This window comes from Neobacillus drentensis, assembly GCF_021560175.1.
Lineage (GTDB): Bacteria > Bacillota > Bacilli > Bacillales > Cytobacillaceae > Neobacillus > Neobacillus drentensis_A.
Genome location: NZ_CP091110.1, coordinates 5,040,365 through 5,055,170, shown reverse-complemented (window position 1 = coordinate 5,055,170; position 14,806 = coordinate 5,040,365). Strand labels below are relative to the sequence as shown.

Below are 14,806 nucleotides of genomic sequence, written 5' to 3'. Positions count from 1 at the left end.
ACTTAATAAAAGAAGTCCCTTATAATGGAAAGCTAGTAGACTAAATAAAGTCGTGTTAGGAAAAAGGAGTCCCAAGGATGTTTGGGACTCCCTTTTGTAGAAAGTGCGCAAAGTAAATTAGTTATGGTTTTTGACCAGTGCTGCTGTAGAATTCCGCACGACAAGCTCTGGTTCATAAATGGTTGAATGCTCATTGGTGCCCCGTTTTTCGACCGCAGAAACAATCCATTTTGCTGCTTCAATTCCCATATCCATTTTCGGATGGGAAACAGATGTTAATTTGATATCTGTTGCTTCTGCTAAGGAAGAATCATCGTAACCGACAATTGATACATCCTCTGGAACCTTTAAACCAAGTCCTCTTAACATGAAGATGACTTGTAAGGCGAGCTGATCATTATAACAAACGATTGCAGTCGGCTTATTTTCCTTCTTAAAAAACTCCTGTAATCGTTCTACAACATTACTATCTTTATCCTCCGTTGTATAGGTAATCACCATATCTGGAAAGAAGGAGAGGTTATTCTCTCTAAATGCGCGGATAAACCCTTGCATCCGATTGACACCTTGAAGGTCATCTGTTTTAAAAAGGCCAATTATCTTTTCGTGACCAAGCTTAATTACATGTTCAGTCGCAATAAATCCTCCGTGTTCATCATTCATAATGATATGAGGAGGCATCAACTGCGAGTAATATTGGTTAATCATGAGATATGGAATATTATTTTGCTCTAATTGCAGGTAGTATTGAATATTTGGGTTATAATTACTACTCCTTGTTGGTTCAACAATAAGACCATTAATATTCCTGCTCAGCATTGTCTCCAGACATTGTTTTTCTTTTTCCACATCGTTATCGGTACAAGCAAATGTTAGTGAATAACCTTGTGCTGTTAGATAGGATTCAATGCCTTTAATAATGGAAGGAAAAATATAGTCAGAGATGTAAGTGGTAATGACACCGATATTTTTTCCGTTTGTGTTTAATCTTTGAGCCTTAGGAGGTGCTTCTGCTTCTTGGCTGGATTCGAACATCTTATTGGAACAGAATGTACCAGCACCTTGTTCACGGTAAAGCCACCCTTCATGAACTAAATCTCCAACGGCTTGACGGACGGTATGCCGGCTAACCCCAAACATTTTTACTAATTCATTTTCAGAATAAATTTTTTCACCTGGTTGTACGGTCCCGCTTGTGATCCATTCGGTTATTTTTTCTTTGACCATATTATATTTTGTCTTCTGAGCCATTGGTTTCACCTTCTTTCAACTTGTATGAAAAATCATTAACTTATACGTACAACAATTTTTATAACATTATCGTAACAAAAATAATCAAAAAAGACTATAAAAAAAATTTTAATTTGTCCTGTCCAAATTTAGTATATTTTTAAACGTGAATCAAGTTTATGTCGAAGTCTGGTTAAAACTGACGAATTGACGTGGGGAAATGGACCATAGTTATAATTGAGCTGGATCTAGTTCAAAATTCAGTTGAAAAACAGCTAGATTATGAGGATAAAAGCCTAACTATTAAAATTGTTTACACGTACGTACAAAAAATAAAAAATCTCAGAAAAATGATTGACATGTACGAACAGGTATATTAATATTTGGGATATAAGGAATACGCTTTCACAGTTTTACAAAAAACGATAAAAAAGTCTTCCGAAATATCGAACATAAGACCTAAAAATCTTACTTTAGAAGGCTTTTTAGGAGGGATTGATATCTAATCACTTTTACATGTCCGTACATCTAAATTTTAAAGAGTTAACTAGTTTACTAACATTAGCACTTTAATTTTTATTGAAAAGTGATTACGCTCCCAATGGTTTTAATTTTTACACCATTTATAAAACAATTTTATTGGAGGGATTTACTTGTTTAAAGCATCTAAAAAAATCAGTGCACTTTTATTGCTTGCGATTTTAGTAGTTGGCTCAATCCTTGCAGGTTGTGGGAATCAAGCGAGTAGTGGAAAAGAAGGCGGCAAAACACAGCTTACCTTTATGTTCCGCGGCCAGCCCAAAGAGTTAGCAGCTTATCAATCTACGGTTAAGAAATATGAAAAGTCACATCCAAATGTGAAAGTTACAGTTGTTTCTGTCGCTCCGGATCAATATGATACAAAATTAAAAGCTGCGATTGCAGGACACAAAATTCCGGATGTTTTCTTCTATAACCCAGCACAAGTTAAAGCATATGTAAACTCTGGTATCCTACTAGATATGACAAAGTATGTTGAAGGTTCAAAAGATGTTAAGCTGAGTGATATGTGGGAAAAAGGTGTAAACAAATACCGTTACGATGGTAAAGAACTTGGTCAAGGTGCAATCTACGGTTTACCAAAAGATATCAGTGGATTTGCACTAGGCTATAATAAAACCATGTTTGAAAAAGCAGGAGTTCCACTACCTGACAAAGATAAGCCATATACATTAGATGAATTCATCAATGTAGCAAAACAATTAACCAAAGATACAAATGGTGACGGTAAGATTGATCAATTCGGTACAGGATTCAACGTACAATGGTCATTACAGCCGATCGTTTGGAGTAATGGTGCTGATTTTATTGACAAAACACATACAAAAGTCACTATCGATGATCCTAAATTTGTTGAAGCATTACAATGGTTTGCAGATCAACAAACTAAATACAAAGTGACTCCATCTATCTCAGAAGCACAAACTCTTGACACATACCAAAGATGGATGAAAGGTCAATTAGCATTCTTCCCTGTTGGTCCTTGGGATATGGCAACATATGCTTCACTACCATTTGATTACGATTTAATTCCATGGCCTGCAGGCTCAACTGGAAAAACAGCTGCATGGATCGGTTCACTAGGAATTGGTGTAGGAGCTTCTACTAAGAACCCTAAAGCAGCTGCTGAATTAGCGACCTATCTATCTGCTGACCAAGAAGGACAAAAAGCACTAGTTGATGCACAAATCCAGCTTCCAAACAGCGTGAAAGTTGCTGAAGAGTGGGCAGCTAATACTTCTACAAAACCAGCAAACAAACAAGAATTCTTAGATATTATTAATGATTATGGCCGTAGCTTCCCAGGCGAGTACACTTATACTAGTGAGTGGTATGATGAATTCTTCAAAAACATTCAGCCTGTACTTGATGGCAAGAAAACAGCTGCTCAGTATGTAAAAGAAGAACAGCCAAAAATGCAGAAACTTTTGGATGCAGCCATTCAACAAGAAAAACAATCTGCAAAGAAATAATATCGTTTTGACATAGTGTAAATGGTGCTAGTTTAAGAGATTTATGCTAGCGCCATTTATTCCTTTTATCTAACTTTTTTAGTGATAAGAAATTTAGAGAAAGGGAAATGTACTTGAAAAATCCATTGAAAGGGTGGGGGAAGATGAAAACAGCATCCAAGCTGTATCGAACGGAACAAAGATACGCCTATTTATTTATTGCGGCACCGGTTTTAGGATTCCTCATATTTGCTATGGTTCCTTTATTGTATTCGATTTACGGCGCATTTACAGATTGGAACGGTTTAGGACAGATGAATTTTATTGGTTTTGAAAACTTTAAGAATTTATTTCATGATGAATATTTTTATAAGACTATGTATAATACCATCTTCATGATGCTGGGAATTCCGATTGGTATCGTTTTAGCACTATTACTTGCTTTAGCATTAAATAGAGGAATTCCTGGAACAAATACCTTCCGGGTCCTTTACTATATCCCAGTTATTTCTTCCCTTGCTGCGATTTCGATACTATGGCAATGGGCTTACAATGGTGATTATGGTTTAGTGAACCAATTTTTAGAGCTGTTTGGCATTAAGGGTCCAAACTGGCTGCAAAATACAGCTACTGTTAAACCTGCCTTAATTATTATGACCGTTTGGAAGGGCTTAGGTTATACGATGTTATTGTATTTAGCAGCACTCCAAAGTGTTCCGAAATCCTTTTATGAAGCGGCTAAGTTAGATGGAGCGAATGCATTCAAATCCTTTTGGTACATCACATTACCAATGGTAAAACCAGTAACCTTCTTTATTATCGTGACAAATATTATTGGCGGTGCGCAAATCTTTACAGAAATTAACGTTATGACCCCGACTGGCGGTCCTGAATTTAGTTCCGCATCGGTTGTATTCTACATCTGGCAGAAAGCATTTGGTAACTTCCAATTAGGTTATGCGTCTGCAATGGCCTTGGTACTGGGACTTTTCATCTTTATTGTTACCTTAGTCCAGTTTAAGATCAACGAGAAGAATTCTTTCGATTTGGATTAAGAATTGGTGAATGAAAGTGTAATAGAAAGGGGCTATAAAAAATGGAAGTTGCTATTTCAAAAAAGACGGTTAAAGCAGAACCAATGTCTGAAAAGAAGAAAGATAAAATCACCAATATATTCATTTTTGTTTTACTAACAATTGGAGCCATCTTCATGATAGCTCCGTTATTGTGGATGTTTTCTACTTCACTCAAATCGAAGGAAGACGTCTTCGCCTTACCGCCAGTATGGATTCCTCATACTATTTCTTTTAGTAAATATACTGAAATCTGGGATATGGGGCCGCTATTATCAGGTATCGGCAATAGTTTGATTGTAGCTGTAACCGTCACGGTCATCGGAACGTTTACATCCAGCTTAGCAGCATTTGCTTTTTCAAAATTACACTTCGCTGGAAAAAATAAAATTTTCATTACACTCTTTGCTTCCGTTATGATTCCGTATCCGGTTGTCATGATCCCACAGTTCATTATGTTTTCAAATATCGGCTGGATTGATAGTCTGTTGCCATTAATTGTACCTGGATTATTCGGTAACATTTTTATGATTTTCTTTTTGCGCCAGTTCTTAACGAGTATTCCTAATTCCATCATTGAAGCGGCAAAAATCGATGGATGCTCTTATTTCCAAATCTTTTATAAGATTATCTTTCCATTAATCAAACCAGCAGTTGCGGCACAGTTAATTTTATGGTTCATGGGAATCTGGAATGATTACTTAGGTCCAATTCTTTACTTGAATTCACCAGAGAAACAAACATTGCAGCTAGTTATTGCAAACTTTAATGCGTCATACGCTATTCAAAGTGACTACCCGCTTATTATGGCGGCATCGATGGTAGCGTTACTGCCAATGTTAATCGTATTTATTATCTTCCAGAAGCAAATCATTGAATCGATTGCCATTTCTGGGGTAAAAGGTTGATTAGATTTTAATAAAAGGCAGTATAAGGGCACTTATTATCTAGTTTTGATAAGTGCCTTTTCTTATATCAAAATAATCATGTCGTTTCTTTATTTGGGAGAATAATGAATGAAAACTAAAACAAAAGGAATCCTTCTGGTTGTCTTGGCCGTTCTGATCATCATACCGGCTGTTATCTTAGGAATGAAACACTTCCAACCAAAGGAAAATGATTTTACAGGAATAAAGCTGCCTTCAAGCCCGGCAAAAACACCTGTTAAAAATGTGAATACAGATGTCCTTTATGATGAAAAGAAATGGACGACTAATTTTACGCATGATGGGGCTATCATTAAAGCGGATGGCTGGTATTATGTATTTTCTACCGACTATATGGTCGGTGCACCGCCCACTCCGGGCATCCAAATCAGAAAATCCAAGGATTTGATTCATTGGAAATTTGCTGGACGCGTCTTTGACCAAGTGTCCCAAGAGGCATGGGATTGGACGCATGGAACCACCTTTTGGGCGCCAAGCGTGATCCGAATGAATGATCAATACTACCTATATTATTCGGTCTCCGAAGTAGGGAAGAGGAACTCATATATTGGTCTCGCAACTAGCCATAAGATTGAAGGGCCCTGGAAGGATGAAGGGCCAGTTTTTAAATCAAAAGAGGGCGACGGCAATACGGTGAATGCGATTGACCCAGATATTACGATTGATAAAAATGGCCAGCCATGGATGGTCTATGGTTCCTATTTTGGCGGTATTTTTATCACAAAAATTGATAAAAATACGGGGAAACTAGTAAATCCAAATGATCAAGGAACGCTCCTTGCCCAGAGGAAAGATATGAGTGCCGGCATTGAAGGGCCTGAAATTATATATAACAAAAAAACAGGTTATTATTATTTAACTGTTTCTTATGATTGGTTAGAAGACACATACAATGTGAGAGTTGCCCGTTCAAAGAACATTACAGGGCCATTTTTAGACTATAACCATAAGGACATGATCGACCCTAGTGATGACTCCTTTAATACCGGTAATAAAATAGTGGCTCCATATGCATTTGGAAAAGATCCTGGCTGGCTTGGAACCGGGCATAATGGATTACTTCAGGATGGAGAAAACTATTATCTGATTCACAACGCCAGAGCAGGCGAGGATAAGTATTGGTCGCATTTGCATGTAAGAAAAATGGTCTGGACCGATGATGGCTGGCCGGTAGTCTCACCAGAACGATATGCAGGTGAAAAAGAGCAAAAAGTAATAGAGTCGAATCTAATCGGAAACTGGCAGCAGATTGTCCTTAATCGCTTCGAAGATTCTATGCAAATTTCTACCAATCTTCAATTACTGCCTAATGGAAAAATAAAGGATGAAAAAGGGAAAAGTCGCTGGAAATTAAGCGGGCAAAACACACTAGAGTTGTCGATCTATGATCCTGGAAGTGCACCAAAGGACTATTGGAAATTTACGGTCAAAGTACTTCCCGGCTGGGATTGGGAGAACTGGAAAGGAACTTTGGTTTTTACGGGGATGAATCAGGAAGGTACTGTTATATGGGGAAAGAAAATAATAAATAAATAGTCCAAAAGATTAAATTAATAGTAAAAAAGCATTGAAAAAAAAATCGTAGATGGTAAAATTTAATTGAGTTATACGTACAAGTTTTGATGATTAAGGGAGTTGTAAGGATAACTGATAATATAATCAAGACAGCGGTAACAATGATTTGTTTTTATCGATCAAACAACAAATTAAAGATGTTTTTATAAATAGGGGGGAAATGACATGAGTTTTGATGTAAGAAATGCTATTCAAAGTGGCAAAACCGTACTTGGTATTGAACTTGGTTCAACCCGAATTAAAGCAGTTCTCATTGGAGAAGACAATGCTCCAATCGCATCTGGAAGCCATGACTGGGAAAACAGCTATGTGAACAATATTTGGACCTATAGCCTTGAAGATATTTGGAAGGGCATACAAGACAGCTATCAAAAAATGGCTGAAGAGGTGAAACAGCAATATGGAGTCAACCTGCAATCAGTAGGGGCGATCGGTTTCAGTGCAATGATGCATGGTTATATGGCTTTCGACAAAGATGGAGAGCTTCTAGTGCCTTTTCGAACTTGGCGGAACAACATTACCGAGCAGGCTTCGAAAGTACTAACAGAACTATTTAACTATCAAATTCCTCAAAGATGGAGTATTGCCCATCTGTATCAAGCGATTTTGAATCAGGAAGAACATATTACGGACATTAGTTTCCAGACAACCCTAGCTGGATATATCCATTGGAAATTGACAGGAGAAAAGGTATTGGGAGTTGGAGAAGCATCCGGTGTATTTCCAATTGACTTGAATACAAAGAACTTTAACCAAACCATGATTGAGCAATTTAATGAATTGATTGCAGCGGAGCAACTGCCGTGGAAACTTGAAGATATTCTGCCTAAGGTATTGTCAGCGGGGGAGAACGCTGGTGTACTTACGGAAGAAGGAGCAAAGCTTCTGGATGTTACCGGTGAGCTAAAAGCTGGTATTCCGCTTTGTCCGCCGGAAGGGGATGCAGGAACTGGGATGGTCGCAACGAACAGTGTGGCGAAGCGTACAGGCAATGTCTCTGCCGGAACTTCTGTATTTGCAATGGTTGTATTAGAAAAAGAACTGTCCAAAGTTTATTCTGAAATCGACCTTGTTACCACACCGACAGGTAACCTCGTAGCGATGGCTCATTCTAACAACTGTTCTTCAGATCTAAATGCATGGGTCGGATTGTTTGACGAGTTTTCAAAAGCGATGGGCATGGATATTGACATGAATAAATTATATGGAACTCTATATAGTCTAGCCCTTCAAGGGGATCCCGATTGCGGCGGCTTACTTGCATATGGCTATCTCTCCGGTGAACACATAACCCACTTTGAAGAGGGGCGTCCATTGTTTGTCCGTTCTTCTGATAGTAATTTCAACCTGGCTAATTTCATGCGTGTACATTTATTTACCGCATTGGGCGCGCTGAAGATTGGGATGGACATTCTTCTTAAACAAGAAAAAGTGGAACTAGATGTTATCCTAGGTCACGGCGGCTTGTTTAAAACAAAAGGCGTTGGACAGAACATCATGGCCGCTGCTCTAAATGTTCCTGTTTCTGTTATGGAAACGGCAGGAGAAGGAGGAGCATGGGGGATCGCACTGTTAGCATCTTATATGGTTAACAAATCCCAATATGAAACGTTGGAAGAGTATTTAAGCAGTCATGTATTTGCTGAAAGAGCTGGTACAACTGTGTCCCCTGTTCAAAAGGACGTTGAGGGATATGAGAGTTTTATGAAACGTTATACCAATGGACTTGCAATTGAAAGAGCTGCCATAGACAATTTAAAGTAAATAGTAAAAACGCAAATTAATTTTAAAAATACCATTGAAAAAAAACAGATAGATGGTAAAATTTAATCAAGGTTATACGTACAAGTTGGGGTTGTTTGCATAACTTATCGATAAGATTGTCAATCTTATTAATTATCTTGTACGTATCATAATTATATTTTTTATAGAATGACTGACTTAGCTATTCATCATTCTTAGATTAAGAAAATATTTTTTTAGATTTGTAAACGTATTCTTATTAAGGAATGTGATTTTCATTGAATAGGCCCGCCTATAATCAACTTTGATCGCGGCGAGAACAATGTGATGAATATGATTTAGAAAAAGTGCAATAGAGAAGAGGGAGGAAGAAACCGTATGTTAGAACGTTTGAAAAAAGAGGTCCTGGAAGCAAACTTAGCGCTTCCGGAGCATGGTTTAGTTACGTTTACTTGGGGAAATGTGAGCGGAATCGACCGTGAAACAGGCCTTGTTGTGATTAAACCGAGTGGTGTTCCGTATGATGAGTTACAAATTGATGATCTAGTTGTCTTAGATTTAGATGGAAACATCGCGGAAGGGAGTTTAAGACCTTCTTCCGATACACCAACACACCTTGCCTTGTATCGGGCTTTCCCGCAAATTGGAGGAATTGTTCATACTCACTCCCCAGGTGCGACAAGCTGGGCGCAAGCAGGGCGTCCAATTCCGGCACTCGGAACCACACATGCGGACTACTTTTACGGAGAAATCCCTTGTACGCGCACGTTGACTCAAGAAGAAATTGACAGGGGCTATGAGCTTGAAACGGGAAATGTCATTATTGAGACATTTGAAAAGGAAGGCCTTGACCCTGTGGCCATGCCTGGAATTTTATTATCCGGTCATGCCCCATTTAGCTGGGGGAAAAATGCTAACCAAGCGGTCCATAATGCAGTTGTTTTAGAAGAAGTGGCAAAAATGGCCTTAAACACATTTACGCTTAACCCGCAAATGAAGCCGATCGACCAATTCTTGCTTGATAAACATTATCTTCGTAAGCACGGCGCCAACGCATATTACGGACAGAAGTAGTCTAATAGCATACTAAATGCCGTACTCCCGGATAACTTGTACGGATGATTAAAATAGAGTGCAAATTTAATAAATTACTATCATATTTCCATACTTAGGAGGAATTGCAGTGTTAACTACAAAAGCATATGAATTCTGGTTTGTAACAGGAAGTCAATTATTATACGGAGAAGATGTACTTCGCCAAGTGGAAGAAAACTCAAAAACAATTGTAAAGGGTTTGGATAGTGACCCGTCTGTTTCCTATAAATTAATTTTTAAATCAGTAGTAAAAGATTCTGATTCTATCCGCAAATTGATTCTAGAAGCAAATGCTGATGAAAATTGTGCAGGCATCATTACTTGGATGCACACCTTCTCACCATCAAAAATGTGGATCGCAGGTCTATCTGCCCTTCAAAAGCCTTATCTGCACTTAGCTACTCAATTTAACCGTGATGTCCCTTGGGATTCAATCGATATGGATTTCATGAACTTGAATCAAGCAGCACACGGTGACCGTGAACATGGATTTATCGCAGCACGTATGAATGTAAAGCGTAAAGTTGTCGTAGGTCATTGGGAAAATCAAGAAGTTAGAGAACGTGTTGGCAGCTGGATGAGAACTGCGGCAGCGTTTGAGGAAAGCAAAAACCTTAAAGTTGCAAGATTTGGTGACAATATGCGCGAAGTAGCAGTAACAGAAGGGGATAAGGTAGAAGCGCAAATCAAGTTTGGCTGGACCGTCAACGGTTATGGTGTAGGCGACCTTGTTCAGCGCATGAATGATGTAACAGAACAAGAGATTGACCAATTAATGGCTGAATACGAGGAGCAATATGATATTACCCCAGAAGGCTTGACTGATGGTCCAGTTCGTGATTCCATCCGTTATCAAGCTAGAATTGAACTTGGTATGAAAGCTTTCTTAACAGAAGGTGGTTATACTGCATTCACAACTACTTTTGAAGATTTACATGGTATTCGTCAGCTTCCTGGTTTAGCAGTACAGCGTTTGATGGAACATGGATATGGTTTCGCTGGTGAGGGTGACTGGAAAACAGCAGCTCTAGTAAGATTGATGAAAATTATTTCAGGTAATGAAGGAACATCCTTCATGGAAGATTATACGTATAATTTTGAGCCAGGAAATGAAATGGTTCTTGGTTCTCACATGCTTGAAGTTTGTCCAACTATTGCTGCAACTCGCCCAAGAATCGAAGTTCATCCACTTGGAATCGGCGGTAAAGAAGACCCAGCACGAATTGTATTTAATGGAAAAGGCGGTTTAACAGCATTGAATGCAACGATCGTGGACCTTGGACATCGTTTCCGTTTACTTGTAAATGAGGTAGATGCGGTAGAGATTGAAAAGGATATGCCAAAGCTTCCTGTTGCACGTGTACTTTGGAAGACTCAGCCATCTTTAAGCCAAGCAGTTGAAAACTGGATCCAAGCGGGCGGAGCACACCACACAGGCTTCTCTTATAAGGTAACAACTGAACAGCTTAGAGACTTTGCTGAGCTAGCTGGAATTGAGTTCCTAGTAATCAATAATGATACAAACACTCATGCATTCAACAACGAAATCCGCTGGAACAACGTTATCTTTCGTTAATTAAAAAGGTTAAAGACTACTAAATAAAAATAACAGGGCTATTAGAAAATAATAGCCCTGTTGTTAAGTTGAGACATATTTCTATTGTCTTCAAAACGATTAGGAATCGAATCAACGTTTCAGAAAATATCAAAAAATGGAGGCGTTTTTTTTGGCAAACAAAGTAATTATCAACGCTGATGTTCAAAAAGGGAAAATAAATAAGAATATTTATGGTCATTTTGCAGAACACCTTGGAAGATGTATTTATGAAGGTATTTGGGTAGGGGAGGATTCCTCCATCCCCAATACAAAAGGGATTCGCAATGATGTATTAACAGCATTAAAGAATATTAAAGTTCCGGTTCTTCGCTGGCCGGGCGGATGTTTTGCCGATGAATACCACTGGAAAGATGGTATTGGTCCTAAGGAAAACCGTAAACGCATGGTGAATACCCACTGGGGCGGTGTCGTTGAAAACAACCACTTTGGTACACACGAATTTATGCTTCTTTGTGAATTGTTAGAGTGCGAACCATATATTTGCGGAAACGTTGGAAGTGGTACGGTTCAAGAGATGTCTGAGTGGGTTGAATACATGACCTTTGAAGGCGAATCACCAATGGCCAACTGGCGCAGTGAAAATGGCCGTGAGGAGCCTTGGAAATTAACGTATTTCGGTGTAGGTAATGAAAACTGGGGCTGCGGCGGAAACATGCGTCCTGAATACTATGCAGATCTATATCGCCGTTATCAAACGTATGTAAGAAATTACGGCGATAACAAAATCTATAAGATTGCCGGCGGCGCCAATGTCGATGACTATAACTGGACAGAAGTATTAATGAAAAACGCCCATTGGTTAATGGACGGACTAAGCCTTCACTATTACACGATCCCAGGTGAATTCTGGACAGGAAAGGGCTCTGCTATTGATTTCCCTGAAGATGAATGGTTTATCACCATGAAAAAAGCTCTTCATATGGACGAGTTGATTACCAAACATAGCACCATTATGGATAAGTATGATCCACAAAAACGAATTGGCATGATCATTGATGAGTGGGGTACATGGTTTGACGTAGAACCAGGTACAAATCCAGGATTCCTTTATCAGCAAAATACCATCCGTGATGCGTTAGTAGCCGGATTACACTTTAACATTTTTCATAACCATGCAGATCGTGTTCAAATGACAAACATTGCTCAAACCGTTAACGTACTCCAAGCCATGATTCTAACAGAAGGCGAGCAGATGATCCTAACTCCAACTTACCACGTGTTTGATATGTACAAGGTTCACCAGGATGCAGAAGTTTTAGCTGTTGATTCTTCCTTCGGAGCTTATGAGTACAATGGTGAAACATTGCCGCAAGTAACGGTATCAGCATCGAAAAATGCCGAAGGCAAAATCCATGTAAGCTTATGTAATATCGATCACCAAAACGGGGCTGAACTAGATTTAGACCTGCGCGGTATTATTGCAGCGAATACAAAGGTGTCAGGCACCATTATCACTGCGGACACGATGAATGCTCATAATACGTTTGAACAGCCGGATGTTGTGAAACCAGTTGAATTCACTGGTGTAGTGGTTGAAAATGATAAATTAGCCATCAAGCTTCCAGCTATGTCTGTTGTGACATTAGTAATCGAGTAAAAGAAAGGCGGGGAATTACGGTGAATCAAAAAAGTCTTTGTAAAGGCTGCGTAGAAAGTGTAATGGTGACAGAAGAGGTCATTCAGGAACTAGTAAAAGAAGCTGAAGAGAATCCAACTGTAATTGTTTCTGACGAGGTCTACCTAGTAAGACTGAAGACTTGTGAGAGCTGTCCTTCCCTGCAATATGGTACCACTTGTGCACATAGCGGATGTATCGTCCGCTACCGGGCAAAGTTTAAAAACAAAGCTTGTCCATTTGCAGGTAAACCCAAATGGGATAAAGTCAGTTAACTAGAATTTATAGGATATTCTCAAGTACATGATCATTCATTTTGACATGGGAGGTAAAAGGAACATGACCACTACTAAAGCAAAAATGATTTTAGAAAAGGATTTTAAAGTATCTGAGATCGATAACCGAATTTACGGTTCTTTTATCGAACATTTAGGACGTGCCGTTTATGGCGGTATTTACGAACCAGGTCACCCTCAAGCAGATGAAAACGGCTTCCGCCAAGACGTGATTGAAATGGTAAAAGAACTGCAAGTACCGCTTGTTCGTTATCCAGGCGGAAACTTTGTATCCGGATACAATTGGGAAGATGGAGTGGGACCTGTCGAAAGCCGACCGCGTCGCTTAGAACTAGCCTGGCGTACAACGGAAACAAACGAAATGGGTACAAATGAGTTCATGAAATGGGCCCAGCTTGTAAATGCGGATGTAAACATGGCTGTTAACCTTGGAACACGCGGGATTGATGCGGCTCGTAATTTAGTAGAATATTGTAACCATCCTGGAGGCTCTTATTATAGTGATCTACGAATTTCTCATGGAGTTAAAGATCCATATAACATTAAAACTTGGTGCTTAGGGAACGAAATGGATGGTCCGTGGCAGATTGGTCACAAGACTGCTGCTGAATATGGCCGTCTTGCCCAAGAAGCGGCAAAAGTAATGAAGTGGGTGGACCCATCAATTGAGCTAGTTGCCTGCGGAAGCTCAAACAGACATATGCCTACATTTGCAGATTGGGAAGCAACTGTACTTGACCACACCTATGACCATGTAGAATTTATTTCGCTTCACCAATATTATGGCAATCGTGACAATGAGATTTCAAACTATTTAGCCCTTTCCTTAGAAATGGATGATTTTATTAAATCGGTCATTTCTATTGCTGACTACATTAAAGCGAAAAAACGCGGCAAAAAGAATATTAATCTCTCTTTTGACGAGTGGAACGTTTGGTATCACAGCAATGAACAGGATAAACGAATTGAACCATGGAGCATTGCACCGCCACAATTAGAAGATATTTATAACTTTGAAGATGCTTTATTAGTAGGCTGTATGCTGATTACGCTGTTAAAGCATGCGGACCGCGTGAAAATTGCCTGCCTTGCACAATTGGTGAACGTTATTGCACCGATTATGACAGAGGATAACGGACCTGCTTGGAAGCAAACGATTTTCTATCCATACATGCATACATCTGTATTCGGACGTGGAGTTTCGCTGAATCCTATCATTTCAAGTCCTAAATATGATAGCAAGGATTTCACAGATGTTCCATATTTAGAGTCAACAGCTGTTTACAATGAAGAGGAAGAAACATTAACCATTTTTGCCGTAAACCGTCACCTTCAAGAAGGTTTAGACCTGGAAGTCGATATCCGTAATTTTGAAGGCTACGAAGTAGTTGAGCATATTGTCCTAGAAAATGACGATCTTAAGCAAACGAATTCAGCTAAGGGAACTCCTGTAGCTCCTCATCCTAACGGAAATGCTAAGACCGAGAATGGCGGGGTAACAGCTATTCTTCCGAAGCTTTCTTGGAATGTAATCCGTTTAGCGAAACGTAAGTAATTCTTTTTATTCCATATCCTCTTAGTCAACAAGACTATGAGGATATGGACTATTTTTTATTTGACAGA

General features: G+C 39.1%; 11 protein-coding genes. 10 read left to right on the top strand and 1 reads right to left on the bottom strand.

Annotated elements, in window-relative coordinates; all coding sequences use genetic code 11:
- Positions 1–117: 117 nt before the first annotated feature.
- Positions 118–1,251 carry a GntR family transcriptional regulator gene (locus L1999_RS24155; RefSeq protein ID WP_235740845.1) on the bottom strand — a complete coding sequence of 378 codons (1,134 nt, stop codon included), beginning with the start codon at positions 1,249–1,251 and terminating at the stop codon, positions 118–120.
- 632 nt (positions 1,252–1,883) lie between these two features.
- Between L1999_RS24155 and L1999_RS24150 the strand changes: the two genes are divergently transcribed.
- The 10 genes from L1999_RS24150 (at position 1,884) to L1999_RS24105 (ending at position 14,738) form a co-directional block, all read left to right on the top strand.
- Positions 1,884–3,242, top strand: coding sequence for an ABC transporter substrate-binding protein (locus L1999_RS24150; RefSeq protein ID WP_235740844.1), 1,359 nt, complete (start codon positions 1,884–1,886; stop codon positions 3,240–3,242).
- A 143-nt stretch (positions 3,243–3,385) separates the two neighbouring features.
- A complete protein-coding gene (locus tag L1999_RS24145) occupies positions 3,386–4,276 on the top strand; it encodes a carbohydrate ABC transporter permease (RefSeq protein ID WP_235740843.1) in 891 nt (296 codons plus the stop codon).
- Between the two features lie 41 nt (positions 4,277–4,317).
- Positions 4,318–5,202 carry a carbohydrate ABC transporter permease gene (locus L1999_RS24140; RefSeq protein ID WP_374104061.1) on the top strand — a complete coding sequence of 295 codons (885 nt, stop codon included), beginning with the start codon at positions 4,318–4,320 and terminating at the stop codon, positions 5,200–5,202.
- A 108-nt stretch (positions 5,203–5,310) separates the two neighbouring features.
- Positions 5,311–6,777: an arabinan endo-1,5-alpha-L-arabinosidase gene (locus L1999_RS24135; protein WP_235740842.1), complete on the top strand. Its 1,467-nt coding sequence runs from the start codon at positions 5,311–5,313 to the stop codon at positions 6,775–6,777.
- A gap of 204 nt (positions 6,778–6,981) precedes the next feature.
- Positions 6,982–8,580: a xylulokinase gene (locus L1999_RS24130; RefSeq protein ID WP_235740841.1), complete on the top strand. Its 1,599-nt coding sequence runs from the start codon at positions 6,982–6,984 to the stop codon at positions 8,578–8,580.
- Positions 8,581–8,937: 357 nt separating this feature from the next.
- Positions 8,938–9,633, top strand: coding sequence for an L-ribulose-5-phosphate 4-epimerase (araD, locus tag L1999_RS24125; protein WP_235740840.1), 696 nt, complete (start codon positions 8,938–8,940; stop codon positions 9,631–9,633).
- A gap of 109 nt (positions 9,634–9,742) precedes the next feature.
- Positions 9,743–11,230 (top strand): L-arabinose isomerase, encoded by a 1,488-nt coding sequence (araA, locus tag L1999_RS24120; protein ID WP_235740839.1) that lies wholly within the window; start codon positions 9,743–9,745, stop codon positions 11,228–11,230.
- Positions 11,231–11,381: 151 nt separating this feature from the next.
- Positions 11,382–12,869: an alpha-N-arabinofuranosidase gene (locus L1999_RS24115; protein WP_275677232.1), complete on the top strand. Its 1,488-nt coding sequence runs from the start codon at positions 11,382–11,384 to the stop codon at positions 12,867–12,869.
- Positions 12,870–12,889: 20 nt separating this feature from the next.
- Positions 12,890–13,162 carry a DUF6171 family protein gene (locus tag L1999_RS24110; RefSeq protein ID WP_215044693.1) on the top strand — a complete coding sequence of 91 codons (273 nt, stop codon included), beginning with the start codon at positions 12,890–12,892 and terminating at the stop codon, positions 13,160–13,162.
- 64 nt (positions 13,163–13,226) lie between these two features.
- Positions 13,227–14,738, top strand: a complete 1,512-nt coding sequence (locus tag L1999_RS24105) for an arabinosylfuranosidase ArfA (RefSeq protein WP_235740837.1) — start codon at positions 13,227–13,229, stop codon at positions 14,736–14,738.
- The last annotated feature ends 68 nt before the right edge of the window (positions 14,739–14,806 follow it).